This is a genomic window from Gordoniibacillus kamchatkensis, assembly GCF_000829455.1.
Taxonomy (GTDB): Bacteria; Bacillota; Bacilli; order Paenibacillales; family NBRC-103111; genus Gordoniibacillus; species Gordoniibacillus kamchatkensis.
On record NZ_JXAK01000028.1, the window covers coordinates 15,426 to 41,691 of the forward strand.

Genomic DNA, 26,266 nt, shown 5'->3' on the forward strand with positions numbered 1-26,266 from the left:
GCGTCAAAAAGGCTTTTTACGGATGAGTCCATAACGTTCCCTCCTTTTCCGTTTATTGTAACGGCAAAACCTCCAGTGGTGAAATATATAAATCGAATTAGGTTAATAGGATAAAACTATAACGTGAATAGCCCCCTTTCCGAATAAAGGGGGCGGTTGGCGTGTTCGCCATCAATCGTTAGCTCATCTTTGCAAGTGCAACTTCCCAGCCTGCGGAAGGCGGATGAAGCAGGTATTTATGCAGCTTGCCGTCGGCATCTTCAATTGCAACTCCGATACCGTCCGGCTCAGGCAAAATATGCAAAATTTCGCCGTCCTGAACGAGATTTGCTGCAAGCGGAGCCAACACCGGAACTAATGCGTTCTCCAGCCATATTCTCTCGCGATACCACCGCGGAGCGGGGATTGGTTCGGGATAGCCGCTGACGGGCGCACCGAGCTCGGCCGCCAATTGCTTGGGATCGCCGGGAAGCGTGCGCCCCTCGCCAATGGCCGCTACGAAACGAAGGCAAAATTCAACGGTGCGTATGACCTCGTCGTCATTCAGAGATCCGTTGGCATAACGAATTTCCACAGTGCCGATATCGAACCACGCCGCCAGATTGATTCCGCAGCGGTGAGACTGGGGGCGTCCTTTATGGCGGAGGGCGGCTTCCGCCCGTTCGGAACGGAACCGGTCCCGCATCTCCCGGGTAACGGGAGGGCAAAACGCCAGCCGATCTTCGCTTGTCTTCAGCAATGCCCTCACAGCTTCCTGATACAGCAAAGCGGCGTCGATAAAGCGGGGCACCGCATCCGGCCCCCAAGGCTCCAAACCGACGTGCACGTGAAGTCCGCAGTTCCAATTGGCTGTCGCCCCATGGGCCCGGAGCCGGGCAAGCATTTCGCGGATTTGCTCCCGGTCTTCCCACCGAAGCGGAGGCGGATTCAGCTCGCTGCCGGACTCCTCTCCGGTATCGTCGATTTGCCGTTCGTCCAGCGACATGATCCAGCCGGGCAACAGCTCCACAGTCTCCGGGGTACCGCCGACAAATTCAATTTCGACGCCGAATTGCAGGCTTCTCCAGTCTGTTCGCAAAGATTTCATCGTTTGCCATCCTCTCTTTTATCATTCCGAAACGAGTATCGTGTGAAAAGAGAGGAGGCGGGGCACGAGGTTACCGGGGGATTTTTTGTTTAGCCACAGCTGCTTTCCTCCTTTGGGATTTCAGGATTTCAACTTTTGCCGCACGCACGCAACTATTTTCGTTTTTGTCACGGCTAATAACAGGTTACCATAACTTGCCAGGGGTGCAAACATGAAAACAGGAAATGTCAAATCGTTTGTGTGTGGATTGTCGTCAGTTCGGTTGTGTTCTCGGGCGTTGCTTACGCCGCTCCGGACGTTGTCAAGCTGATCGTCGACGGGAAAGCGGACAGTTTCTGGAAGCATCAGCTGGAAACGAAGGCGCTGATCGACATCGACGGTAAATTGGCGCAGCCGAACGCCGATGGAGGCCGCGTGGCACGCTGGAGAGATGCCAAGATTACGCTGGAACAGTACGCCGGAACGTGGAGACGGTACGAAGCCGTTGTCCCAATGGGCGATAAGTCCGGCCAAAAAGCCGACATTAAGCTTCGTTATGTAAGAGGAGAAGGATGGCGAGTGGACGAGGCGGTCGGGACGATTCGGTAATGGGCTGAAAAACCATTGTATGTTCGCGGTTTGTTCGCATATAATCATATATAAGAACAAACGTTCCGATGGCGAGTACATAGCCGGAACAAAAGTTGGGGGCGATACGAACAATGCTTCGGGAACTTCAACGTTACGTCGGACGTACAGTGGTTATGATTTACCTTGACCGCAGCGGCGTATTTACGAAACGAAAAGTGCGGATATACGGCATCCGCGATGGAATTGTCAACGTATATTGCTACGAACGGCGAGCCGTACGGACGCTTAAGGCGGAAAATATTCTGGCCGTTATGCCGGTGATGCGCCGCGCTTCCTAAGCCCGGTACCGTCAAGCGAAGCGAGGCTTCGCCATTTTTTGAGCCGCTCGCTATCCTCGTCAATCCATCCCGCCGGCCTCGTGCTGGCGGGATTTTTACATTCGTCTCGTACACCGGTCCGGTCCTGTTCGCCGATTCGGTGTTTAAAACCGCGGCGAGCCGTCCAAACTGGTAACAACTCACTACAAGCGAGGAGCGAATGAAATGAAAATAGCGATCTTCGTTCTCGTATGCTTAGGGACGATAGCTTTATCCGCCACCGTATTTGCGCAAGCTCAGGCCGGGGGAGGAACATCCTCGGTTACGGAAGCCGTGTACGGTAAAGGCGAACCGCTGAAATAACGAGTAACGAAGGAAACCCCGGACAACAAGCCCGGGGGTTTCCTTTTCATCAGGCGTCTTTTTCGTCATTGCGGAGCGGAGCGCGTTCGGGCAAGTCGTCGCGGGCTACAGGCTTGCAAATGTAATAGCCTTGCAGCCCCGGGCAATCCATTTCGACCAGCTTGACAAAATGGCGCGCTTCCTCGACGCCTTCAGCGACGACCTGCAGGTTAAGCGCCTTGGCCATGGCCAGCATGGCCGACACGAGCGCCGCGTTCATGTCGCGTATGAACGAGCGGTCGATTTTGACCGTGTCGATCGGCAGCAGCGTCAGCATGCTGAGCGACGAGTATCCGGCGCCGAAATCGTCAAGCGATATCGTAAAGCCTGCTTGCCGCAGGCGGTGAAGAATCGATTGGACCATATGTACGTTGTGCAGCACTACGCTCTCCGTAATTTCCAATTCCAGCGCGGACGGATCGACGCCTTCGGCTTGCAGCATGCGCAAAATGCGGTCCACGAAGCTTTCGTCGTGAAGCTGAATGCGCGAGATGTTGACCGCTACTTTGAAGCCGGGGCCGTAGCGCTTGGACAGCTCGCGCCAATCGCGGCACGCCTGCCGGACCGCCCAGTCGCCGATCGGAATGATGAGGCCGGTTTCTTCGGCAACGGGTATGAACTCTTGCGGCGAGACGACTTCGGCGGGCGTCCGGTTCCAGCGCATGAGCGCCTCGCAGCCGACGATGCGGCGCTTGAACGGGTTGTAGATCGGCTGATACAGCAGCTCAAGCTCTCTGTTCTCGACAGCGTGCGACAAAGCGAGCTCGTAAGCGAATTTGACGACATGATCGTAGCGGGCGGCGGATTCGTATATGTGATACCGGCGGCGGCCCTCGCCCTTCGCTTGATACAGCGCGATGTCCGCATGCTTGAGCAGCGTCTGCACGTCTTCGCCGTCTTCGCGGATGGCGACGCCGACGCTGACGCCAACGGCGATTTGCCGGTCCTTCAGCGGGAAGGGAGCGCAGAACACGCTCAAAATCTCCTCAGCGACGCGCTCCGGGTCGGCCGCATTGCCGTGTGCGGCGAGGACGAACTCGTCTCCGCCAAGCCGAACGAGCGTATAGTCGTCGCCGAAACTGGCTCGCAGCCGGTCAGCCACCTCGACCAGCAGCGCGTCTCCGGCGTCATGGCCGAACGTATCGTTCAGCTTCTTGAAATGATCCAAGTCCAGCAGCATGATGCAGGAAAGCCCCGTCGCGTGCTCGAGCAAGTAACGCCGGTTGCCGAGCCCGGTCAGGTCGTCGTGATAAGCGTAATGACGGAGCAGCTCTTCGGTCTTTTTGAAAGCCGTAATGTCGCGGGTGACGCATACGACGTATTCGACTTCGCCGTCCTCGCCGAAAATCGGGGTGACGATGCTTTCGCCGCTCACCATCCCGTTCGGCATGACGACGCCGGCTTCAAACCGGATGGCCGTACGCTCAGCGACTGCGCGGGAATATTTGCGATGCAAATAGTGGGCCATTTGCTCGGAGTTTTTGGCGAAAAACGTACTCCCGACATCTTCCGTCGTAATGCCGCTAAAGCGAGTCGCAGGGCGGTTGACGTAGCTGTAAGTAAACTCCCCGTTTTCCACTTTCATGATATAGATCGAATCGTCGATTTCATCGAGAAAGCGAGGCAGCTTGCGGAACAGTTGGCGCAGTGATGAAGTATCCATGCGGGTACGACTCCTTTGGCCCTGGAGGGCTGCTAGCGATAGGGTGCGGCGGGAACGAAGTGTGGGAACAGTTGAACTTATTATACAATACAGGCCGCCGATAATTCGACAGGACCTCCAAAATTCCGGGAAAAAGGGCGTCGCCCGTGCTATACTGAAATAACGAAAAATGCTATGCGGACTCGTATGGGGGAGACCGGATGCGGAGCAGGCTTCCGCACCGCCAGGCGATTCGCCGGGAAAGCGGGCGGAGCCGCAAGCAAAGGGGCGTTCTTTCAATTGGCATTATCCGTATGTTTGGGGGTTCTTCTCGCCATAGGGGCGATATTTCAAGGTTTTTTCGTTGAAACGGCCTATTTGCCGCTGCTGACCGTACTATGGCTAGGCTTCGGCGTCGCCGTCACCTTCTTTAAGTCCGGCAAATTATCGATCGTACCTGTCCTCATCGCACTTATGGCCATCTTGTACGGAATTTCCGCATCGTATGGAGCCGATCGCGAGCAGGCTATGCTCGAAACGGCGAAGCTCTCCTTGCTTTTGCCGTTCGCGCTGTTGTTTTCCTGGCTTCCGGAGTGGCGAAGATGGCACTTGCTGCGCGTTATTCCCTGGATCGGAGCGGGATTGACGGCGGCGGGCGCGCTGCTGCATTTGGAGCGCAAAGGCCGGCTGGAATCGTTTCTGGAGTATGCGAACGCATTGGCGATTTTGCTGCTGGTCGCCTTGCTGATTTGCTTGTTTCTTTACATGAAAGAGTCGCGGGTGCGGGACTTGCTGCTGCTGGCGGCGAACGGTGCCGGCCTGCTGCTTACCTTTTCCCGTTCGGTATGGGTGTTGTGGCTGGTGTCCGTACTGGCCGTTCTGCTTCTATTTCCCGAGCTTCGGAAACGCAAGCCTTTGGTCTTTGTCGGTCTGGGGCATCTGTCAAGCTGGCTGTTGGCATCTGCCGTGAAGCGCGACCCGTTGTTTTTTGTGCAAAGGGTCAAAAGCATTCAGCCCGAAGCTTCGGAGCTGCAAATTCGGCTGATCTATTGGCGGGACAGTCTCAACATTGTCCGTCACAGCTGGTGGCGAGGAACGGGCGGCGGGGGCTGGGGCATGCTGCAGCATCTGTACCAGTCGCAGGCCTACTACGTCAAATACGTGCACAATCAATATTTGCAAATTTTGCTCGATACCGGAATTCCCGGGCTGCTCGTTTGGCTCGCCTTGATTGCAGTGTTTTATGAGACGGCCGGCAAGGCCGCCTTTCGCGCAGACGGACAAGGAGAGCGGAAGTATTGGGCCAAAGCGTCTTTGCTCCTTGTTTCGGTCATGCTGCTCCATGCCGGATTCGATTTCGACCTTAGCTTTCCCTTGCTGTTGTTCTTGCTGGTCGGGATGATGCTGATGCCGGAAAGCGTGCATCGTCCGGCTATTTCGCTCCGTCCTCCGGGAGTAAGGATCGGACTTGGCGTGTTGTCGCTCTGCGTTGCCGTAATCGGTTTCTGGTTTGCCGGGGGGTACCTGGAAAAGGTGGAGGGCGTCAATCTGGTGCTGGCCGGCAAGCTTCAGGAAGCTGGAATTCATTTGCAGTCGGCAGAAAATACGTTGCCTTGGTCCCATTCCGCCAAATACGAATCGGCGAAACGATATGTGCTGCTAGGCAATACGACGAAGGACCGCACCTACTACGAAGCCGCTCGGGCGGAGCTGAAGGCCGCTCTCAAGCTGGCGCCGCAGGACGAATTGTATGCATCGCTGCTGAATGATTTGAATAAGGCAATGCAGAAATAAGTCGACTCTTGTCAGATAAGCACGACAATGATAAACTGGCTATGGATTAAATTTCCTGGAAAAATGACTTCTTTCGCCAATGTACGATAACGGCAAACCCGCCGAAAGGCGGCGACGCAAAGCCATGGGTCTAACTTCCTTGACGGGAACACGATTGCCAGGCTGCCGAAACGTTGCGACGGCCCTCTTTTCACAAAAGCAGGCGCGCAGCAAGTTTGTTCGTGCGCCCGCATTTTGCGGAAAGAGGTTTTTTTGCCGTTGTCTGCGGAGCGAGGAGTCCGGTTTGCGAAACGTTTCATTCGGAGAAGGAGAGGATGAGGTTGAATTTGAAGACTTTGATCGCCAAAATCAGTTTTGGTCTGGCCTGCATGTGGATCGTCTCGTTGCTGCTGCCGGTTCTTTCTTGGGCGGCCTCGACGATGTGGCTGACGTATCAGCCGGCAACGGGGCGTTTAAGCGGTTTGGTATACGTCAACGATCCGAACAAAGTGAAGGTCACCGTATTCGACTCGGCGTATAGCCCTACCGCTGAGGACGGTACCGTCATTAGCGAAACGTACGACGACAACAACGTGCGGATTCAGGAAAAAAAATACGATATTGCGTGGGGACCTAAGGCGCCCGGCAAAATTGATTTGACCGTTTGCGGGAATCCGGTGGAGGTGAAAACGTGGACGTCGCCAGTGAACGGCACGGTCAGTTATTACACTTATGACGGCTTCCGAACCGGTTCATACCGGTCGACGGGGCGGGAATATTTCTCCGAGCATCCGGCAGGCTCCTATCTCCCGAGCGGAGCGCGCCTGTTCAGCTTTACGCCGGAAAGAGATGCAACCACATATATGGGGCTGGAGCTTCCCGGAGACTGGTCGTATAACGGAACCAATCATACATCGGTGGATGCGAACAAGTTTGCGCTGTCCGACTTGGCTCTTACGGATGAGACTGCCAATCAGTCCGTAGCTTTGAAGGACTTGCAGCCGCTTCTGTTTGCCTCTATCGGAATGCTTGAGTTTCATACGGATCCCCTCGTTAAAGGCCACACGTATACGTTGAGCCTTTCGAGCACGAGCGGCGGGGACGAAATTTTGCTGCCTCGAGCCGGAAGCTACCGTGCAAACATCGATTTGGGACCCGCGGTTTGGAATTGGTACGGCACTACGGAAGTGAATTTCGACCAAATTCCGATCGGGAACGGGACGCCGGGCGGAACGGCCGATTCCCGTGACAACGGTTCGCCGTACGGAGACATGAGCGGCTGTACGTCTTCGGGAGGCGGAACCGGCGATACCGGCGGCAGCGGCGGAGGCTCTGGCGATACCGGCGGCACCGGCGGCTCCGGTGGTACCGGCAGCACCGGCGGCGCATCGAATCCGTCCGGCGGCAACGGCGATGTCCAGGACGGCGACCATGGCGTGATTGTCGGCAAAGGAGCTGCAACCGTCATACATACAACGGATGAGAACGGAAAGAAAGTGACGCAGGTTATCCTGGATCCGGACCAATTAGGCCGGGCGTTGGGGCTGCTGAAAAATAAAGACCGCGGTGCGCAAACGGTATCTATCGGTGTCGACGGAACCGGCGATTCGCCCCGGGTGGAGCTGCCGATGGCTAGCTTGGCCGATGCGATCCGGGACGTGCCTGATGCCGTTATCACGGTCAAATCGGACACGGCCGGCTATGATCTCCCGGTCAAGCTTTTGGACGTGAACCGATTGGCCGGGCAGCTTGCGGTCCCGGACGCCAAAGGCATTACGATTACCGTTCAGATGGAGAGCGTAACCGGTACCGCAGCCGATGAAATGAAGCATAAAGGTGAAAATAAAGGCATCAAGCTGCTTGCCGCCCCGGTAGATTTCCGCGTGACGGCGGAGGCCGGCGGCAAGACGGTGGACATTCGCGATTTCGGCAACACTTATGTAAGCAGAACGGTTATCGTTCCCGCCGTCCTCGATCCTGCCAGCGCGACTGCGGCATTGTATAACCCGGATACGGGCGAGTATACGTTCGTTCCCGCGCAGTTTAACGTGAAAGACGGAAAAACCGAAGTGGTCATGAAACGAAACGGAAACAGCATCTATACCGTCGTTCAGGCGAAAAAATCGTTTGAAGATTTGGCCGGACATTGGGCCAGAGCGGACGTGGAGCTGCTGGCAGGCAAATTATTGCTTGACGGCACGACAGACCATAATTTCACTCCCGAACGGGAAGTGACGAGAGCCGAGTTCGCTTCGATGCTCGTCCGCGCCTTGGGCCTTCCGGCAACGGCAAATCCCGCATCAACGTTCAAGGACGTAGATCAATCGGCTTGGTACGCCGGAAGCGTCGGTACGGCGGCCAAAGCCGGGCTGATCAACGGGTTTGAAGACGGAACGTTCCGCCCGAACGAGCGGATTTCCCGGGAGCAGATGGCGGTCATGGCGGTCAGAGCGCAACAGTTTGCCGGGAAGGCCGATGCCCCGTCCGGCAAGCAAGCGGCGGGTTCGCTGCCTTTTGCGGATAACAGCGCAATCAGCGCATGGGCTTTGCCGGCTGTCGCGCAAACGTGGGAAGCCGGCATCATGAACGGAATCGCGGACAACAAGTTCGAACCCGCACAAAATGCGAACCGGGCTCAGGCGGCGGTCATATTGAAACGTCTGCTGCAGAGCATCCGATTCATCGACGGATAAACGTATGAACAAACCTTTGCCTTCCTGCCGGAGGCAAAGGTTTTTTTTGCGTGAACAAAATGAATTTTATTCGTTTTAATTCCTTATACGTGGGGAAACCGGGAATCCGTAGTATGATAGGACAGCCGTTCACAATACGATTGGCTTTCATCGCAAAAGGGGTGAGAACATGGAAAGCGAACTGCTCGTCGGACTGGTCAAGCTGATTGCGATCAATATCGTGCTAAGCGGCGATAACGCGGTCGTGATCGCCATGGCCTGCCGCCGCTTGCCCGCCGACAGGCAAAAAACGGCGATGCTGTGGGGCGGCTTCGGCGCGGTCGGACTGCGGGTCGTGCTGACGATTGCGGCCGTATGGATTTTGAGCATTCCTTTCGTGCAGCTGGCGGGGGGAATTTTGCTGATCTGGATTGCCGCGAAACTCATGAAAGGCGACGACGGGCACGGCCGGATCGCGTCCGGGACGACGGCGCGCCAAGCCGTTCGGACCATCATTACGGCCGATGTCATTATGAGCCTGGACAACGTAGTCGCGGTAGCCGGAGCCGCCGGAGGCAGCATGCTTCTGATCGGCCTGGGGCTTGTCATCAGCATTCCGCTCATTTTATGGGGCAGTCAGCTGCTGATGAAGCTCATGAACCGATTCCCCGTTATCGTGTACCTGGGAGCGGGCTTGCTCGGCTACACTGCTGGAGAGATGGCGCTCGGCGACCGCGCCGCCGGACATTGGATCGAGGGGCTGATCCCGATGGGCCATTATGCGCTGCCGGCCGGAGCGGCGGCCGCCGTGATGCTGTACGGAAAAGCCGCCGACAAGATCAGGGCAAGCCGCAGCGGGCCCGTTTCCAAAGAAATGCAATAGCCGCGGGCGGGTGCGTGAGCAAAATGAACAAAATGATCGTAAAGCGGTTTTTACGAGTAATGGCGTTATTCTTCTGGAAACGGCAGTCGCGATGCTAAAATGAAAGCGCTTTAAGAATGCGGTTTCAGGTTGCGCCGAGCAAACCGGCGCACAAACAAACGAGGAGGGTCCCTATGTTTCAAGTCCATTTGGCAAAAGTGATGAAAGTATCCGCTTCGCTCGTTCTGACGGCAAGCCTGATCGCTTGCGGCAGCGGCGGAGCGAAGCCGGCCGCAGGCACGGGCGGCGGTGCGGCCGCAGACAAAGGCAATGCAGGCGCGGCTTCGTCCAAATATCCGGAGAAGGCGATTACGGTAGTCGCCCCGTCGGGAGCGGGAGGCGGCTGGGATATGACGGCCCGCGCCATCTCGAAAGCTCTCGGCGAAGCCAAAATCGTCGATAAGGCGATCACGGTCGAGAACAAGCCGGGCGGCGGCGGCTCGGTATTCCTTGCGGAATACGTGACCAAGGACGCCAAGGACAATTACAAGCTGTTCGTCAGCTCGCCGCCGATTCTGATCAACAATCTGAAGAAGGAAGGCAACAGCCCTTACGGCTATAAAGACACGACGCCGCTCGCCCAATTGACGAAAGATTACGGCGCGATCGCCGTCCCGGCGAACTCGAAGTACAGCGATCTGAAATCGCTGCTGAACGACCTGAAGGCGGATCCGTCGAAAATCACGATCGCCGGCGGTTCCGCCCCGGGCTCGATGGATCATCTGGTAGCCATCCTTCCGGCTTTCAAATTCGGCATCGACCCGAAAAAAGTCAAATACGTATCGTACGACGGCGGCGGCGAGGCGCTGACCGCATTGCTCGGCGGCAACGCGGCCGCCATCGGAACGGACGCCTCCTCGCTCGACCAGTATTTGAAAGCCGGCAAAATCAAAGTTCTAGCCGTAGCGGCACCACAGCGCCTCGGCGGCAACTTTAAAGATGTGCCGACGATGAAGGAGCAGGGCGTCGATGCGGAATTTGCGATCTGGCGCGGCATTTTCGGGCCGAAAGAGATGAGCGCGGACGCGAAAGCGTACTGGGAAGGCGCTCTGAAGAAGCTGAGCGATTCGGAGCAGTGGAAAAAGGAGCTGCAGGCGAACAACTGGGAAAGCGACTATAAAGCATCCGCAGATTTCAAGAAGTTTCTCGATCAGCAGGAAGGCCTGGTTAAAGATATGTTGACCGCTCTGGGCATGCAGAAATAATCGTTCGCAAATCCGAGGGAGAAGAGGCGACTCTTCTCCCGATTTACGAATAGGAGATGAAACCGCATGAATCGAACGTTCGACCGCTATGCCGGCATCGTGTTCCTTGCCGCCGGCGCGGCGTTCATGCTTGAAAGCAAAAACATTTCTTCGAGCGCCTACGGAAGCAGCATCGGGGCCAACATTTTCCCGTTCGTGCTCGGTCTGCTGCTCTCGCTGCTGAGCCTCCGCCTCGTGTACGGAACGTTCCGTTACAAGCGGCAGGAGGAGAAGAAGAAGGAGAGCCTGGATTACAAAAGGTTCGGCATCATTTTGGCGGCGGCCGTTTTATACGCCTTTTTCCTGGAAGAGATCGGCTTTGTCATCGGCACCTTCCTGTTTCTGATGATCGGCTTTCAAACGATGCAAAGGGGGAGAATATGGGTTTCCCTGCTCATCTCCGCCGTTTTTTCATTCGGTGTCTATTACTTGTTCGTCCATGTGCTGGACGGATCGCTGCCCGGCTTCCCGGCGTGGCTTGGCTTAACGTAGGAGGACTGACATGAGCACTGTTGAATATTTGCTGAACGGATTGGGCACGGCGATGCAGTGGCATAATATCGCTTTCGTCTTTATGGGCGTTCTCATTGGTACGGTAGTCGGCGTTCTCCCGGGCATCGGTCCGATGAGCGGCGTGGCCCTGCTAATCCCGATTACGGCGACGATGACGGCGGGACTTGGGCCCGAAGAATCGGCCACCAGTTCGATTATTTTGTTGGCCGGCGTCTATTACGGGGCAATGTACGGAGGGTCGACGACGTCGATTCTGCTCAATACCCCGGGGGAATCTTCCTCCGTCGTAACGACGCTTGACGGATACCAGATGGCGAAGCAGGGCCGGGCCGGCGCCGCTCTGGCCATTGCGGCCATCGGTTCGTTCGTGGCCGGCCTCGTGTCCATGATCGGGCTTGTTTTCCTCGCCAAACCGCTGTCCGCAATCGCTATTCGCTTCGGGCCGGCCGAATACTTCTCGCTAATGGTGCTCGGACTGTTCGCGATCAGCGGCTTGGCGGGCAAGTCGATGCTGAAGGCGCTCATCATGACGGTAACCGGGCTGCTGCTGGCAACGATCGGAATTGACAGCGTGTCCGGGGTTGCGCGGTTCACCTACGGCATCCCCCAGCTGTATCAAGGATTGGAGTTTTTGACGGTAGCCGTCGGCATGTTCGCGCTCGGCGAAGTGTTCAAGACGATTTTGCACCGCGAAGGCAACGACGGGGAACTGGCCAAAATCAACCGGGTCACGCCGACAAAGCAGGACCTCAAAGACAGTGCCGGGGCGATCGGGAGAGGCTCGGTGCTCGGTTTTTTCATCGGTTTGCTGCCGGGAGCCGGCGCGATTTTGGCGTCGTTCTTCTCCTATATCGTAGAGAAAAAGATCAGCAAAAATCCCGGCAAATTCGGCAAAGGCGCCATCGAAGGCGTGGCGGCGCCGGAGTCGGCGAACAACGCCGCCGCCGGCGGAGCGATGATACCGCTGCTCACGCTCGGCATCCCTTCCTCGGGAACGACCGCCATCATGATGGGCGCGTTCATTATGTACAACGTGCAGCCGGGTCCGCTTCTGTTCACCGATCATCCGCAGCTTGCCTGGGGCGTTATCGCCAGCATGTTCGTCGGCAACCTGATGCTGCTCGTTTTGAACATGCCGCTCGTTCGCTTGTTCGCCAAAGTGATTGAAACGCCGACGAAATATTTGATTCCGCTGATCATCCTGTTTTCGGTATTCGGGGTTTATGCGGTGCAGTATTCCGTTTTCGATCTGATGCTGATGCTGGGCTGCGGCGTCGCCGGCTACTATTTGTCGAAAAACGATTTTCCGCTGGCGCCGCTTGTGCTGGGGCTCATTCTCGGGCCGATGATGGAGAACAACATGCGCAGGGCGCTGACGATTTCCAACGGCGACTTTGCGATTTTCCTGCAAAAGCCGGTATCGCTGCTCTTCCTGATCATCGGTGCGCTGTGGCTCGTCATTCCGCTGGTTTTGAAGCTGCGGGGCAAAAAGGTGCTGATCAACGAAGAAGCTTGACGCGCGATATTGGGGAAAGAACCCGTCTCTGTTATAGTGGAGATGGGTTCGATTCGTATCGGGGGGAACGGAGGCACATCCATGCGGCTGCAAACGAAACTGATCCTCTTTATATGCTCGCTTCTTTTCCTCATCATCGTGCTGCTGGCGGGAATTTTCCAATATATGGAGGAAGACGCGATCAAGGAACAGATCGGCACCCGCGCGCTGCATGTGGCAAAAACCGTCGCTTCCATGCCGAGCATTCGCGCCGCGTTTTTCGAAGATGAGCCGTGGCGAAAGATCCAGCCCATCGCCGAAGAAATTCGCTTGAAGACGGGGGCGGAGTACGTCGTCGTCGGCAACAGGGAAGGATTGCGGTATTCGCATCCGCTTCCGGACAGAATCGGCAAGGAGATGGTCGGCGGCGACAACGGGCCGGTGCTGCAAGGGAAGTCGATCATCTCCGAAGCGACGGGATCGCTCGGGCCCGCGCTGCGCGGAAAGACGCCGGTATTCGACGACCGCGGCAACGTGATCGGCATCGTATCCGTCGGATTTCTGCTGGAAGATATCGACGACATCACAAATGATTATCAGGATCAAATTTTGCTCATCGGCGCGGTAATTTTGCTAATCGGCATGGCGGGCGCGATCTTTATCGCCAATCGGGTGAAGCGGGCGATTCTCGGGCTCGAGCCGCACGAGATCGCGCCCTGTACGAAGAGAAAAGAGCGATCCTCGAATCGATACGGGAAGGGATCATCGCCGTTAACGCCAAGGGCGTCATCACGATGGTGAACCAGGCCGCAATCCAGCTTTTGGAACTGTCAGGCGAAGAGGCCGTCGTTGGCCGGCATATTCTGGACATCATCCCGAATTCCAGGCTGCTCGAGGTGATCCGCAGCGGCCAGGCGGAGTTCGACCAGCAAATGTGGCTCGAAGAAAACGAATTGATCGTCAACCGGATTCCGATCTACGACCGCCATAAACAGGTGATCGGCGCGGTGTCCAGCTTGCGGAGCAAATCGGAAATTTTCAAGCTCGGGCAGGAGCTGTCGCAAGTGAAAAAATACGCGGAAGCGTTAAGGGCGCAGACGCACGAATTTTCCAACAAGCTGTACATGATTTCCGGCCTATTGCAGCTGGAATCGTATCAAGAAGCTATCGAAGTTATTACGCGCGAATCGAACATTCATCAAAATCTGGTGCAGTTCATCATGGCGGAAATTCCCGATCCGATCATCGGCGGGCTGCTCATCGGCAAATTCAACCGGGCTCAGGAGCGGAAAGTGCATCTCGAGATCGACAGGGAGAGCAGCTTCCGCAACGTCCCTGCCGACGTCGACCGCGACCTGCTCGTCACGATTATCGGCAACCTGATCGACAATGCGATGGACGCGGTTTGCGAGCTGCCTGCGGAAGCGGAGAAGTCGGTCAAAGTGTTTTTTACGGATTTGGGGGAAGATTTAATTATCGAATGCGAAGATAACGGGGCGGGCATTCCGGAACCGATCAGGGACCGAGTGTTCGAGCTTGGTTTCTCGACGAAGGGCGATAAGGATCGGGGAGTCGGATTGTTTCTCGTCAACAGGGCTGCCGCCAAGCTGGGCGGTTACGTGACCGTCGGCAAAAGCGCAAGCGGAGGCGCGGCGTTCACGGTGGCGATTCCGAAGCAAGGAAGCTTGGAGCAAGGGGGGCTGGGGGCATGACCGGCGACAAACAAAGCGACGTTTACGGGTGTTGATCGTCGAGGACGAGAGAAAAATTGCCGAGATCAACCGCAGGTTCGTGCAGCGCGTCGAAGGATTCGAGGTTGTGGGGATCGCCACGGATACGGATCAGGCGGCCGATCTGCTCGATGTGCTGGACATCGATCTGGTGCTGCTGGATATTTATTTGCCGAGCGGCAGCGGCATCGAGTTGTTGAAAAGCATTCAGCAGCGCTATCCGAACACCGACGTCATCATGATTACGGCCGCGAAAGAAATCGATACGGTGCGCGAGTCGGTCAAAGGCGGCGCGTTCGATTATGTGCTGAAACCGCTCGTATTCGAACGGCTCCAGGAATCGCTCAAGAAATTCCGCGCCTTTCGCTCCAAGCTCGTTCAGATGCAAAAAGAGCGGCGCCAGGTCAGCCAGGGCGAAATCGATCAGCTGCTCAGCGGCGAAGAGAAAAGAGACGGCCTGTATTTGCCGACAGGCATCGACAAGCTGACGTTGGAAAAAATTTGCCTGGTGTTTACGAAGCAAAAGGAGAGCTTGACCGCCGAGCAGGTATCGCGGGCGATCGGGGCCAGCCGTTCCACGGCGAGGAGATATTTGGAATACCTCGTCTCCGAAGGCAGGCTCAAAGCGGATTTGTCCTACGGCACCGTCGGCCGGCCGGAGCGGGTGTACCGGCTGCTCGAATGAAGCGCCGCCATGCCGCTTGGAAACCGGCGGCCGCGGCTTCGACTTGACCATACCGACAGTTGGTTTACAATAAGAGAAAAAGCTGTCCAAGAGGAGCGAACCGACATGCAGGGGTCCAAGTCCACGCAACGCACCGCGAGCTTCCAGCTCATTCTGGAAACGGCCGAGCAGCTCATCGGCGAGAAAGGCTGCCGGCAGACGACGCTTCAGGACATCATCGACCGGTCCGGCTTGTCCAAAGGCGCGATCTATCATTACGTCTCCGGCAAGGACGAGCTGTTCGGGCTCATTCTGAAAGCCAGAATGGAAGCGGTGAACGAGCGTTTCGAGCGGGCGGTGGCGGAGGCGGCGCAAGGCGAAGCGAAGGCGCCCATCCAATCGATCGCCCGTTCGATGGTGGCGAATGCGGGGCAGGAAACCGTCTCCAGCAAAATTTTCACCTACTTGCTCAGCCAAATCGACAATCCGAAAGTTGCCGCCATCATGCACGATGTGTACGAGTATTCGCTGCAGACGTCAAGCCGCTGGATCGAAGTCGGGCAAAAAGCCGGCGCGATTCCCGAAAGCGTGGACGCGAGGCAAATGGCGAACTTGTTCGTCGTGTTCATGTACGGCATGCGCGTTCACAGGTTGATTGCCCAAGATAGCGGCACACAGCTTACGGAAGAAGACGTGTTCAGGCTCCTGTTCCGGACGCTTGTGTAGGCGCGTGAAAACGAGGCCGGCTCCATCAGTTGGAGCCGGCTGTGCGCAGTCGCCGCAATGAACCGCCCCTGCTCATTGAAGAAACGGGTACGTTAGTGAAACAAGCAGACCGCCACGGCGGTCTGCTTTTTCGTTAAAGGAAGATGTTCAGCACGTTGAGCAATCCATGTCAAAATGATATACTTCCGTTAGATTGACAGCATGCTGTCGAAATGTTATGATGCAATCATGAAAACAATAGACAAACCAGAGGATCCCCTAAGCAGATTTTCACTGAGTATATTCCACATTAATGGGTTACTAATGCGTTCCGGGGACATCATCACGCGTTCAATTGATCAAAGCAGTGCCAGGTGGCAGGTTCTTGGTCGCGTTGGATATAAACCCCAAACGGTGGCAAAGATCGCTCGTGATATGGGACATGCACGTCAGAGCGTGCAACGTGTTGCAGACGTATTGGTAAACGAAGGTCTGGCTATCTATAAGGACCACCAGACCGATCGACGCACAAAGCTGATTGAACTTACTCCGAAAGGTGCAGAAGTACTGGGTGCTATCTACGAACAATATGCTGAATGGAACCGGCATCTAATTACCAAACTCGACCCACAGCAATTGGATAAGATAGCAGATGCTCTTGAGAATGTCGGGCGAATTCTGGAGAAGGAAGTAAATTTCTTTAGTAATAGAAATTGGCAAAGCATGAATACTGGAGAAAAAAACGATGAGGAGAATAAGTGATTGATTATGGTTTAGAGGAGTCGTAAATATAAATCAATTAGGAGGTATAGCATCATGGAGCGTTTATTTATTTGGGTCGAAATTCCCGTAGGTAACATGGAACGAGCCAAAGCGTTTTACGAGCAGCTTTTTCAGATTGAAATGCCAACAATGGCGATGGGGGATTGTAATTATGCGTTTTTCCCTGTTGAGGAGCAGTTTAATGGAGGGGCTCTGGTTCAAGGTCCGAATCACAAGCCAGCAGCAGATGGCGTCACTGTGTATTTGGACGGAAGCCCCGATCTAGCGCCAATTCTGTCACGGGTTAACGAGGCAGGTGGAAAGGTGATCATGGAGAAAACGTATACTGGCGAGACTGCTGGCTATTTGGGGATGTTTCTAGATTCTGAAGGAAATCGCATCGGACTACAGCATTTGTGAACTTCCGCAAACGAGATATTTTTTCCTGGTTCCCGTTCCAAATTGGAACTTGATGCGGGGATTTTCCAAGCCAAATTCACGAGTAAAAAAGGTAATTTTAATGGAGTGTAAGAATGAAAAATATATACAACCAATTGCATACAGCGGATATACTGAACCGCATCGAGAATTTAAGTCCAAATTCAAAACCACAATGGGGAACAATGAATGTTGCTCAAATGTTGGCTCACTGCTCATCGTTTCAAGATATCGCAATGGGAAATTCCTTTCCCCCTAGAGATTGGCTAGGAAGGTTAATAGGAAGGTTTGTGAAACCTATTTTTTATAATGACAAGCCGGTACCACGCAATATGTCTACAATTTCGACCATACTTATTTTAGATGACAAAGATTTTGAGACAGAAAAAGAAAAACTGAAACAAAAGATTTTAACTTTCCAAAGTAACGGTCCGGAGAAATGTTCATCGCATCCGCATCCTTTTTTTGGAAAATTCACCCCCGAACAATGGGGTAAAGGAATTTATAAACATCTAGACCATCATTTAAGACAATTTGGTGTTTAGTATTTTTTATATCGGATGAAGAAAGATGCTATGCCGAATACATAAAAAAGAAGTCGACCATCTCGTTGGTCGGCTTCTCATTATTCTATTGCGCCGTCAGGATTTGTGGACCTTCAGCCGTGATGGCGATCGTATGCTCGTATTGGGCAGCGAGCTTGCGGTCCAGCGTCCGCGCGGTCCAGCCGTCCGGATCGATTGTCATGTAGTAGGTTCCTTCGGTGATCATGGGCTCGATCGTGAACACCATGCCTTCCTTGATGCGGGGTCCTTTGCCGGGATTGCCGACATGCGTATAGTTCGGATCCTCGTGCAGGTCCCGGCCGATACCATGAGCGAGAAGGTCGCGCACGACGCCGAAGCCGTTCGATTCGGCATGCCGCTGGATCGCGCTCGTCACGTCGCCGAGCCGATTGCCGGGCTGCGCCTGCGCGATGCCCAGGTCAAGGCATTCCTTCGTGACGCGCATCAGATTCTCAGCCGTCGGCGAGATCTTCCCGACCGCATAGCTCCAGGCCGAATCGCCGAGCCATCCGTCGAGCTCCGCGACCGTATCGATCGTCACGATATCGCCTTCCTCGAGTGGCTTATCGCTAGGAAAACCATGCGCGATCACGTCGTTGACGGAGGCACAGGTCGCATATTGATAGCCCTTGTAGCCCTTCGTGTATGGTTTGGCGCCGTGCTTCAAAATAATATCCTCGAATATGCGCTCAATATCGTTCGTCGTGATGCCCGGTTTGATGAGCGGGGCGATCGTGCGATGGCATTCGGCCACCACTTGGCATGCCTTGCGGATGGCCTCAATTTCATGCTTGCTTTTTAGGATGATCATGTTCGTATTAGGACTCCTTCGTAATAGCTTGCATTGCGAGCTGGGCGATTCGATCGACGTCCAGCTCGGAAGTGCCCGCATAGTAGTGCAGCCCGCAGCAGCCGACCAGCACGGCAAGCATATGGTCGACGCTGTCGTCTTCGCGCTGGGCGATCGATTGGAGTGGAACGTACAGCCGTTCCATGAATCGTCTTTTGGCGGGGTGCCGATCCTTCTCAGGCAAGCCTGCATAATGTTCCGCCGCCATTTTGTAGACGAGATATGCGCGGGCGTCCGACTGCCACAGCCGGAGCAGCGCTTTGCAATACGTTAACAGCTGCTTGTCATCCGGGCTGCCGCCGCAGATGTTTGACCATTCTGCCAGGGCTTGCTCGCTTCGCTCGAAACCGCTGCCCAGCACATCTTCTATTAATAAATGCCGGTTGGGGTAATAATGGTATACCGTGCCGTAACCGAGTTCGGCCTCACGGGCGACGTCGCGAATATCAAAGCTGCCACCCGTGCGGAAGTAGGCGCGCGCGGCGGCGTCCAGGATCTGTTCTCTGCGCTGCATTCGGATGAGCTCATTTTGTTCTTTGGTACGGGGGCACATGGGCGCGTAAACCTCCTTGTATTGACCTGCAAATTTGTCGATCTTAATATAGTAACGCATGGGGCGGGGATTATGCAAATTATTTTATCTGGTGCGAAAGAAAATAAAGTTATTTAATTGAAATAAAGTTCTTTAGTGAAATTGAACAAAGCCAGGCCTCCAGGCAGGTAGTTTCGGAGGCGGCGGTTATCTGGGAGTGGCGATCCGTGGTAATTTAGAATCACCGCGGGTTATGTTTTATCACAAGGAAAAGGAGATACATGGTAAACGGAGGAGGTGGGGTGCGCGACGGTAGCAGCATTAAGCTATCTGCTACGATAGCGCTGGAAACATAACATGAGGCCACCGCGAATTAATTAACCAGGTGGCTCACCCCGCCCGTTTAGGCTATAATCAGAAGAATCAATGGTCCACGTTCTCCGTGGACCATTTGCAATATGGACTTTGTCCTTGGAGGTCGACAGCCATGAACGCTCCTTCCGCAGACCGTATCAAGATCGCGCCAGGCTTCTGGACTGGCCTGAGAGGAATAGGGGTAGAACCCATTGACGTAGCGCGCCAAGCCCGTCTACCGCTAACCGTCATCAACGAACCGTTAGTCACGACCGCACAATATTATTCGATCTGGCAAGCCTATTCCGAACTAGTCGGAGACACCGCTACGGGAATCGTTAAGCTTGCGACCGCGTACGAGACGGCTCAGTATCCGCCGGACGCTTTGGCGACCTTCCACGCTCGCGACTACCGGGACGCGCTGAACCGAATGGCGCGCTATAAGCAAATGTGCCCTCCGGAAAACTTGCGCATTCAGGAAGAAGGCGAGCAATGCTCGATTGAATTGGAGTGGCAGCATGCCGAGCAACCCGGACCGCCGGTGCTTGTCGGCATTACGCTCGCCTACCTGCTTGAGCTCGGGCGCCGGGGAACCGGCCGTTATCTGACGGCTCGTTCCGTTGAATTCATACACCCCATGGGCGACGTTCAAGCCCTTGAAGGTTATTTCGGCTGCCGCGTTCGGATGGGGACGGACCGCAATCGGATAATGCTGAATCGCGACGATCTGGACCGTCCCTTCGCGTCGTACAACGGAGAGCTTCTCGAGATTCTGACTCCCGCCTTGGATCGTACGCTGGATGAACGACAGAGCCATCTCACCGTGAGCGCTAAGGTGAAGCGGATCTTGTCACGATGCCTAAATCGAGGGCGAATCGACATTCAAAGCGTAGCCTTCGAGCTGGGGATGAGCGATCGCACCTTGCAGCGCAGGCTGACGGACGAAGGCGCAAGCTTCAAGCAGTTGCTGGTGCAAACCAGGCGCGAGAAGGCCGTCGCTTACTTGGCAGACCCGTCGCTGGAGATCAAAGAGGTCGCTTTTCTCGTCGGCTACAAGGACCAGAATTCGTTCTATCGCGCGTTCCGCTCATGGGAAGGGGAGACTCCCGCCAATTGGCGCGTCGCGCAAGAGCATTGGCGTTCCGCGCTAGTTACCGGGTAGGCGAAACGAAGTATCATTATCCCTATCCTAGACATAAGGAGTGCAGGCAGATGGATATGGGATTGAAGAATAAGACGGCTTTAGTAACGGGATCAACCCGAGGCATAGGAAAAGCGATTGCCTTAGAACTTGCCAGAGAAGGCGTTCACGTTCTCATAAATGGTCGGAACAACGATGACGTAGAGCGCACGGTCGCGGAGATGCAAGCGGCGTTCCCGGAGACGGAACCTCGAAATGCAACGGCTGATCTCGTCGATGCGCGGCAAAGAGAAGCTTTATTCGCGAAGTTCCCCCACGTCGATATTCTCGTCAACAGCATGGGCATCTATGAGATCATGTCCTATGACGACGTAGACGATGCCGTATGGGAGAAGTACTTCCGCACGAACGTTCTCGCCGCCAACGGCTTGACCAAGTTTTATTTGCCTTCCATGCTGAGTCGCGGATACGGCCGCATTATCTTTATCGCGAGCGAGGAAGCCGTCATGCCTTCCGGACAGATGCCTCAATACGGCGTGACCAAATCCATGCTGTTGTCGTTGGCCAAGAGCTTGTCCAAGCTGACCCGCGGCGCCGAGGTTACCGTGAACACGATCCTGCCGGGACCGACCCTCTCCGAGAACGTGCAGCAGATCATCGAGAGCATTTATTCGAACGAAGAGATGACCTTCGAGGCTAAAGAGAAAGATTTTATGACGAAGAACCTGCCTCAATCCGAAATCCAACGGTTTATCAGACCTGCGGAGATTGGCCGATTGACTGCTTTCATCTGCAGCCCGATGGCCTCCGCCTTCAAAGGATCTCCGATCCGCATGGACGGAGGAATGGTACCGACAATATTTTAATTTTTTGTGCTAACGGAGAACGAGGGAGTTCAATGAGGCAGTCTAGAACTTTATTATAAGTTTTTGGAGGCAAAATGACCGGGATTCCTTTTATAGATAAGGAACCCCGGTCTATTACTTTATTATTACTTTACATACGGCGAAGCTAACTGTTGCCGACGTGTACGGACCTGCGGCGCGCTCCGGTGCGGGCAGGTCGCTGCGCATGTCTGCGGCACCTTCCGGGAGCCGCTGCCGGTGCATGCCGGCGTAGGCAAGGCGGTGGCGTTGCATCTCGCGGCAGCGCGATCACCGAACGCCTTTTGCTGCCGGAGGGGGAATTTTTCCATAAGTTGTAACATTTAATCAATTTTGTGTGTTTATATAAGATGAAGGGCATAACCTTAAGCGTCAACTTCCATATGCGGATCTATCTCGCAACGACAAAACACAATTGCCCCCGGTTGGGGAGCGTCATATGTCGCGGAAACCTCCACCCTTGGCTTTAGCTAAATAACGAATAAAAGGACTAGAAGAGATTAAAATCCCTTCGAGTCCTCTGAATCCTTGTGGTTTAAGGCATATTATTACATGTTTGTCCGTGATTTCGGGCTTCTCATGCTTGACGACCCAATCAGGGCCATTAGGGCTTGCTAGCGCACTTCAACTGAAAACTGAAAATTGAAATTGGAAATGATAGACCAAATTTTAGTATAAATGTATATAATTCATATAATAGATAGATGATCCAATTGAATTAGGAGGAATGAGATGAGATTAAGACTTGCTTTGAGTGTTATTGTTTTTTGTTGTGCTGTAGGATTGGTTGGATGTTCCCAAAAGACCACCATTACGTCATTCCAAGGCAAAGGGAACAATTGGTCTGCAACATACGAAGTGAAAAACGGTAAGGAAGCTAATCAAACTATCTCTAATTATTCTTTGACTTACTTGGGTACTGATAAAATTGACAAAATCAAGTACTCATTTAGCGGTAATAACGTCAATGTTGGAGGGGAGGGACCATATTTGGGGAGTATTTCATCTCCAAACAATGTAAGCGTTGATGTGGCAGTTCCGTCGCCAAAAAATAAAATTACAGTAAAGTAGAATGGTCTGGGCAGTCCGAAGAATTCACGATTTCATCTAAATAAAGAGATTTTGAAATTAACGGTGGTTAACAAGCACATGCTGGCGTGTGCGGGGCGGCGGCGCTTCTCGCGGCAGCGGGCACCGAACGCCTCTTGCTGCCGCTTGGGGTATCAGTTGCGCATACGGGGAGATGTTTGGAAATATTAAAGTTTTAGACTAGATAATAATGATATAGACTGAAACAATAAGTTTTAGACTGACGTAAGTGCCCAACTAACCGAGGATAATACAATGCCCACATGGAATTTAAAGGTGTAAATATAACGAGGAGGGATTACGTGCTTTTTCATTTTAGCGAGGAGGATAGTATCAAAATATTTGTACCTAAAGAGAAACAAAATCGACCGGATTTTCCTGCGGTAGTTTGGGCAATTGATGAAGAGAATGAGTTTACATACTATTTTCCGAGGAATTGTCCCCGAATTGTGTGTAGGAGAGACGAGGCGACAGCGGACCAACATTTGCAACTTTTCTTTAACAATACAATTGCTGATATCATAGTTACGGTAGAAAGTGATTGGTATACAAGGATTTCAAAGCAAACCATTTTTAGATATTGCTTTGATGATGAGTGCTTTGAGCTTTTTGACAAGACTGCTGGTTATTATATTTCTCGTCAAGTAGTGAAGCCTAAGTTAGTTGATACGTATGGGAATTTGTTAGAGAGATTAATCCAAAAAGGAGTCGAATTAAGATTCACAACGAATCTATATCCTCTTCGAGAAGCAATATTAGCTTCTGACTTCAAAGGATTTGGTATACATAGATTTAATAACGCAAAAAGACTGTAATCCTCTAAGCTAACGAAGACAAGTTAGGCAGTCTAGAACTTTATTATAAGTTTTTGGAGGCAAAATGACCGGGATTCCTTTTTTAGATAAGGAACCCCGGTCTATTGCTTTATAATTACTTAACACCAGCCTCGTTTGACCGGAACGTTATGATGATGTGCAGCAGCTCGGAACGGCTGGCGATCCGTACCGGCGGCCCCCATGTGCCGAAGCCTGAGGATACGATGGCATGCATGCGGCCTTTGCGCAAATAACCCCAATCGAGCTCGAACATACGGCGGGTGATCCAGTGATTCGGGGCGAATTGGCCGCGGTGCGTATGGCCGGACAGCAGCACGTCGGCCCCGGCGGCCTCCGCCTTGTCCAGCTGGTGCGGCTGGTGGTCCATCACGATGACGGGTCGCGACCGGTCGACGTCCGCCAGCAGCTCGGCGATGGGGCGCCGGCTTGCCGGATCCATGCTTTCAGCGGCTTTGTCCTTGCGGCCGACGACCGTCACTGCCCCGTCCGCAGCGTCCGCAGCCTCATCGCGCAGCACGCGGATGCCGATCTCTTTCATGAGCCCGACGTATTGCTCGATGTGCCCGCCGTAATATTCATGGTTGCCGAGCGCGGCGAAAGTGCCGTGCGTTGCCCGCAGCCGCCGCAGCTCGTCCGTCATTCGCTTGCGGACGAACGGCTCGATGTCGTGGTCGAGCACGTCGCCCGGCAGCAGGATCAGATCCGGCTCCAGCCGGTTCATTTCGCGCACGAGCCGGCGCAGGTGGCTGTTCCCTACGATGTGGCCGAGGTGAAGGTCGGAGGCGACGGCAAGACGCAGCTGCTGAAGTCCGCCGGCCGGCTTGTCGACGGCGATTCGGTATGTTCGGACGACCGGCGTCCAGGCGTTCCAGGAGCCGCGCAGCAGAAGCGCGAGCAGCAGGGCGCAGACGGCAAGGCCGAGCGCGGGAACGCTGGCGGTCGTCTCTACGCCGGCCAGGTACAGGAGGCATGCCGCAACATCCGCCACGAGCAGGAGCACAAGCGACCATTCGAATACAGCGATATAATAGGCGCCGAGCCACGTGAGACAAAGCCGGACCGAGCGCGACAAAAATCGCACGCGGCCAAGCAAGTAGGCGAACGCTACGATGGCGAAAATCGGCCAATACGCCGGCGCCGTCTCATATTGCGGCGGAACGATATGCGACAGCAGCACGTAGCCATGCCAGCCGATATATAAATTCAATATGAAATAGAGTCCTAAGAAATTAACAAACCTGCGCCTCATTGCCGGGATTCTCTCCTTGCCGGTAGTCGTTACCTTATTGTACCATCCGCGCTATCGTTTTGACCAATGCGAGCGGTGCAGCCGTCCCGGGTGAAGATTCAGCGTATTTTCAGCTAATCTTTACCTGAGTCTCAGCTTGGTTTCATGTCCGTTTCATAATTGCGGTCTAGACTATGTGGTGTAACAACATTCCACATAAGAAAGGTGATTGTACTTATGAAGCAAGCAATCGGCAAAAAGCTCCTGACGACTTCCCTGGCGGCCGCCCTCCTCATCGGCGGAGGCGCTGCGCTTGTACACTCGACCGCCTATGCGGACAATACGGCATCGTCCTCGGCGCAGTCCAACGGAACAAGCAACACGTCGGCAAACGGAGGGAAGCAGCATAAAGCGTTCGGCAAGTTCGAGCACCCCGGCATGGAAGCGGGCAACGTGCTGAAAGAAGCGGCAACGCTGCTCGGCACGGACGAGAAAACGCTCGTTCAAGATCTTCGCGGCGGCAAGACGCTCGTTCAAATTGCCCAGGACAGCAAAGGCTGGAACGAAGACACGCTTGTGCAAAACTTGAGCGACGCGATCAGCAAGAAGCTTGACGAGCAGGTGCAAAGCGGCAAAATGACGCAGGCGCAAGCGGATAAAGCGAAGGCGAATCTCGCGGACCGCGTGAAAAAGGCAGTGGAAGGCAAGTTTGACTTCCGCGGCGGCATGAAAGGCAAGCGCGGCGGCTTCGAGTTCGGCGCTGCGAACATGCAGGATCTGGCTGCGTTTCTCAAGCTGTCGGAGACCGACCTGAAGGCGAAGCTGCAGGAAGGCCAGTCGCTCGCGGCTATCGCCCAGGCGCAAGGCATCACTGAGGATGCGCTGATTGCCCACATCAAAGACGGCATGACGGACAAAATCAAAAACTTCGTCGAGCGCACGCACAAGGCGAAGCCGGAGCAAGCGCCGAGCGGCCAGGCGTCCTCCGGGCAGGCGCCGGCAGCGTCCGCACAATAACCGCAACCTCATAGCGAAAAGCCCTTCGCGGCCTGAATGTGGCTGCGAAGGGCTTTTTGCGCTGCCTCGGCCTGAGAAGCCGTTCCAGTACAGCGGAAGCTCAATTAGCGGCGATTGTTCGCGGGGCAACCGCACTATCGCCGCACCCGGATTCCGGTGGGGGGGAACGCGCACGCCTTTAAGAGGGTGAGGGCGTTTTCCGCTTGCGAGCGAACATATTCGTAAATTAGCCTCATTCGGGACGTCGTTAGAGCCTGAAAGGACCGAAACGGCGATTAGCGCATCAACATTCCATGACGAAAGAACAATATTCGTTCGGTGCGTACATTAGGGCGCTAACCGCCCGCTTGAACGATTTTCGCCAAAAACTACGTCCTTACGGTCTGAAAATAACGAACTTGGTCGTAACGGCCCGAAATATTGCCCGATCAAAGCTCCTTCGGACCGAAAAGGTCGGTGGCCTAAAGCTTCAGTCAACCAAAAGCTTAGGCCATTCGAGAGACTTGCGTCAGCCGTCATACCAAAAGGCAATCTACCCTAACCTCAGCGATGCCTCCAGCAACTATGGACACTGCCTATCCACCCAACTGCTCAACCGCCATCCCGGACACATTTAATGCGCACGAAATGCTGCCGGCAGCCGCACGTCAAACTGCGCTTCCGGGATCCATGCCCCGTCGGCGAAGCTGCGGCCCCGCACGTGCACCCGGTCTTCGTACACCTCCACAGCCACGCCTTCGCTCCGGTCGTCCTCCTGGCTGTAAGCGATGTCCGCTTCGCTGTACGGCTCGTATACCGACGACGTGCCAACCATCGTGAAGCCGCTCCGGACG

General features: G+C 54.6%; 25 protein-coding genes, 1 pseudogene and 1 riboswitch. Of the genes and pseudogenes, 20 read left to right on the forward strand and 6 right to left on the reverse strand.

Annotation, left to right across the window (positions count from 1 at the left end):
• Positions 1 to 178: 178 nt before the first annotated feature.
• Positions 179 to 1,087 (reverse strand): amidoligase family protein, encoded by a 909-nt coding sequence (locus SD70_RS16400; protein WP_041048619.1) that lies wholly within the window; start codon positions 1,085 to 1,087, stop codon positions 179 to 181.
• A 240-nt stretch (positions 1,088 to 1,327) separates the two neighbouring features.
• Between SD70_RS16400 and SD70_RS16405 the strand changes: the two genes are divergently transcribed.
• From SD70_RS16405 to SD70_RS36120, 3 genes are all read left to right on the forward strand, one after another.
• On the forward strand, positions 1,328 to 1,675 hold the full coding sequence (locus tag SD70_RS16405) for a DL-endopeptidase inhibitor IseA family protein (protein WP_041048620.1): 348 nt from the start codon (positions 1,328 to 1,330) through the stop codon (positions 1,673 to 1,675).
• 113 nt (positions 1,676 to 1,788) lie between these two features.
• On the forward strand, positions 1,789 to 1,995 hold the full coding sequence (locus tag SD70_RS16410) for a hypothetical protein (RefSeq protein WP_041048621.1): 207 nt from the start codon (positions 1,789 to 1,791) through the stop codon (positions 1,993 to 1,995).
• A 204-nt stretch (positions 1,996 to 2,199) separates the two neighbouring features.
• On the forward strand, positions 2,200 to 2,337 hold the full coding sequence (locus tag SD70_RS36120; RefSeq protein WP_156158058.1) for a hypothetical protein: 138 nt from the start codon (positions 2,200 to 2,202) through the stop codon (positions 2,335 to 2,337).
• Positions 2,338 to 2,386: 49 nt separating this feature from the next.
• On the opposite strand, the gene SD70_RS16415 is transcribed toward SD70_RS36120, so the two are convergent.
• Positions 2,387 to 4,039, reverse strand: coding sequence for a putative bifunctional diguanylate cyclase/phosphodiesterase (locus SD70_RS16415; protein WP_052487537.1), 1,653 nt, complete (start codon positions 4,037 to 4,039; stop codon positions 2,387 to 2,389).
• Positions 4,040 to 4,225: 186 nt separating this feature from the next.
• On the opposite strand from SD70_RS16415, the gene SD70_RS16420 reads away from it, so the two are divergent.
• The 12 genes and pseudogenes from SD70_RS16420 to SD70_RS34935 all read left to right on the forward strand — a co-directional run bounded on the left by SD70_RS16420 (position 4,226) and on the right by SD70_RS34935 (position 17,481).
• Positions 4,226 to 5,812: an O-antigen ligase family protein gene (locus SD70_RS16420; RefSeq protein WP_041048622.1), complete on the forward strand. Its 1,587-nt coding sequence runs from the start codon at positions 4,226 to 4,228 to the stop codon at positions 5,810 to 5,812.
• Between the two features lie 81 nt (positions 5,813 to 5,893).
• Positions 5,894 to 5,982, forward strand: a riboswitch (cyclic di-GMP riboswitch).
• Between the two features lie 150 nt (positions 5,983 to 6,132).
• Positions 6,133 to 8,484, forward strand: a complete 2,352-nt coding sequence (locus SD70_RS33450) for an S-layer homology domain-containing protein (RefSeq protein ID WP_052487538.1) — start codon at positions 6,133 to 6,135, stop codon at positions 8,482 to 8,484.
• Between the two features lie 169 nt (positions 8,485 to 8,653).
• Positions 8,654 to 9,346 (forward strand): TerC family protein, encoded by a 693-nt coding sequence (locus tag SD70_RS16430; protein ID WP_041048623.1) that lies wholly within the window; start codon positions 8,654 to 8,656, stop codon positions 9,344 to 9,346.
• A 173-nt stretch (positions 9,347 to 9,519) separates the two neighbouring features.
• Positions 9,520 to 10,590: a tripartite tricarboxylate transporter substrate binding protein gene (locus SD70_RS16435; protein ID WP_041048624.1), complete on the forward strand. Its 1,071-nt coding sequence runs from the start codon at positions 9,520 to 9,522 to the stop codon at positions 10,588 to 10,590.
• Between the two features lie 66 nt (positions 10,591 to 10,656).
• Positions 10,657 to 11,121 (forward strand): tripartite tricarboxylate transporter TctB family protein, encoded by a 465-nt coding sequence (locus SD70_RS16440; protein ID WP_041048625.1) that lies wholly within the window; start codon positions 10,657 to 10,659, stop codon positions 11,119 to 11,121.
• A 10-nt stretch (positions 11,122 to 11,131) separates the two neighbouring features.
• The gene (locus SD70_RS16445) at positions 11,132 to 12,658 is read left to right on the forward strand and encodes a tripartite tricarboxylate transporter permease (RefSeq protein WP_041048626.1); all 1,527 of its coding nucleotides are present in this window, start codon (positions 11,132 to 11,134) and stop codon (positions 12,656 to 12,658) included.
• An 81-nt stretch (positions 12,659 to 12,739) separates the two neighbouring features.
• Positions 12,740 to 14,349, forward strand: a pseudogene (locus tag SD70_RS16450) (ATP-binding protein).
• Positions 14,350 to 14,377: 28 nt separating this feature from the next.
• On the forward strand, positions 14,378 to 15,052 hold the full coding sequence (locus tag SD70_RS16455; RefSeq protein ID WP_041048627.1) for a DUF977 family protein: 675 nt from the start codon (positions 14,378 to 14,380) through the stop codon (positions 15,050 to 15,052).
• 105 nt (positions 15,053 to 15,157) lie between these two features.
• A complete protein-coding gene (locus tag SD70_RS16460; protein ID WP_041048628.1) occupies positions 15,158 to 15,757 on the forward strand; it encodes a TetR/AcrR family transcriptional regulator in 600 nt (199 codons plus the stop codon).
• 228 nt (positions 15,758 to 15,985) lie between these two features.
• Complete coding sequence (locus SD70_RS16465; RefSeq protein WP_082053425.1) at positions 15,986 to 16,498, forward strand: MarR family winged helix-turn-helix transcriptional regulator; 513 nt, start codon at positions 15,986 to 15,988, stop codon at positions 16,496 to 16,498.
• A gap of 54 nt (positions 16,499 to 16,552) precedes the next feature.
• Entirely contained in the window at positions 16,553 to 16,918 is a 366-nt protein-coding gene (locus SD70_RS16470) for a VOC family protein (protein ID WP_041048629.1), read from the forward strand.
• 113 nt (positions 16,919 to 17,031) lie between these two features.
• The gene (locus tag SD70_RS34935) at positions 17,032 to 17,481 is read left to right on the forward strand and encodes a DUF1569 domain-containing protein (protein WP_082053426.1); all 450 of its coding nucleotides are present in this window, start codon (positions 17,032 to 17,034) and stop codon (positions 17,479 to 17,481) included.
• 85 nt (positions 17,482 to 17,566) lie between these two features.
• On the opposite strand, the gene map is transcribed toward SD70_RS34935, so the two are convergent.
• Together map and SD70_RS16480 are read right to left on the reverse strand one after the other, a co-directional pair.
• Positions 17,567 to 18,313, reverse strand: a complete 747-nt coding sequence (gene map, locus SD70_RS16475) for a type I methionyl aminopeptidase (protein ID WP_041048630.1) — start codon at positions 18,311 to 18,313, stop codon at positions 17,567 to 17,569.
• Positions 18,314 to 18,320: 7 nt separating this feature from the next.
• The gene (locus tag SD70_RS16480) at positions 18,321 to 18,866 is read right to left on the reverse strand and encodes a TetR/AcrR family transcriptional regulator (RefSeq protein WP_231571249.1); all 546 of its coding nucleotides are present in this window, start codon (positions 18,864 to 18,866) and stop codon (positions 18,321 to 18,323) included.
• A 505-nt stretch (positions 18,867 to 19,371) separates the two neighbouring features.
• Here SD70_RS16480 and SD70_RS16485 point away from each other — a divergent pair.
• The 4 genes from SD70_RS16485 (at position 19,372) to SD70_RS16495 (ending at position 23,167) form a co-directional block, all read left to right on the forward strand.
• Positions 19,372 to 20,400 carry a helix-turn-helix transcriptional regulator gene (locus SD70_RS16485; protein WP_041048632.1) on the forward strand — a complete coding sequence of 343 codons (1,029 nt, stop codon included), beginning with the start codon at positions 19,372 to 19,374 and terminating at the stop codon, positions 20,398 to 20,400.
• Between the two features lie 50 nt (positions 20,401 to 20,450).
• The gene (locus tag SD70_RS16490; protein WP_041048633.1) at positions 20,451 to 21,245 is read left to right on the forward strand and encodes an SDR family NAD(P)-dependent oxidoreductase; all 795 of its coding nucleotides are present in this window, start codon (positions 20,451 to 20,453) and stop codon (positions 21,243 to 21,245) included.
• A gap of 750 nt (positions 21,246 to 21,995) precedes the next feature.
• A complete protein-coding gene (locus SD70_RS36125) occupies positions 21,996 to 22,334 on the forward strand; it encodes a hypothetical protein (RefSeq protein ID WP_156158059.1) in 339 nt (112 codons plus the stop codon).
• A gap of 320 nt (positions 22,335 to 22,654) precedes the next feature.
• The gene (locus tag SD70_RS16495; RefSeq protein ID WP_041048634.1) at positions 22,655 to 23,167 is read left to right on the forward strand and encodes a DUF6886 family protein; all 513 of its coding nucleotides are present in this window, start codon (positions 22,655 to 22,657) and stop codon (positions 23,165 to 23,167) included.
• 115 nt (positions 23,168 to 23,282) lie between these two features.
• Here the strand turns inward: SD70_RS16495 and SD70_RS16500 are convergent, their stop codons facing one another.
• Positions 23,283 to 24,395 (reverse strand): metallophosphoesterase, encoded by a 1,113-nt coding sequence (locus SD70_RS16500; RefSeq protein WP_331436796.1) that lies wholly within the window; start codon positions 24,393 to 24,395, stop codon positions 23,283 to 23,285.
• A 258-nt stretch (positions 24,396 to 24,653) separates the two neighbouring features.
• Here SD70_RS16500 and SD70_RS33455 point away from each other — a divergent pair, with 258 nt between their 5' ends.
• Positions 24,654 to 25,433, forward strand: coding sequence for a hypothetical protein (locus SD70_RS33455; protein WP_052487540.1), 780 nt, complete (start codon positions 24,654 to 24,656; stop codon positions 25,431 to 25,433).
• Between the two features lie 613 nt (positions 25,434 to 26,046).
• On the opposite strand, the gene SD70_RS36130 is transcribed toward SD70_RS33455, so the two are convergent.
• On the reverse strand, positions 26,047 to 26,247 hold the full coding sequence (locus tag SD70_RS36130; protein ID WP_156158060.1) for a hypothetical protein: 201 nt from the start codon (positions 26,245 to 26,247) through the stop codon (positions 26,047 to 26,049).
• Positions 26,248 to 26,266: the final 19 nt, after the last annotated feature.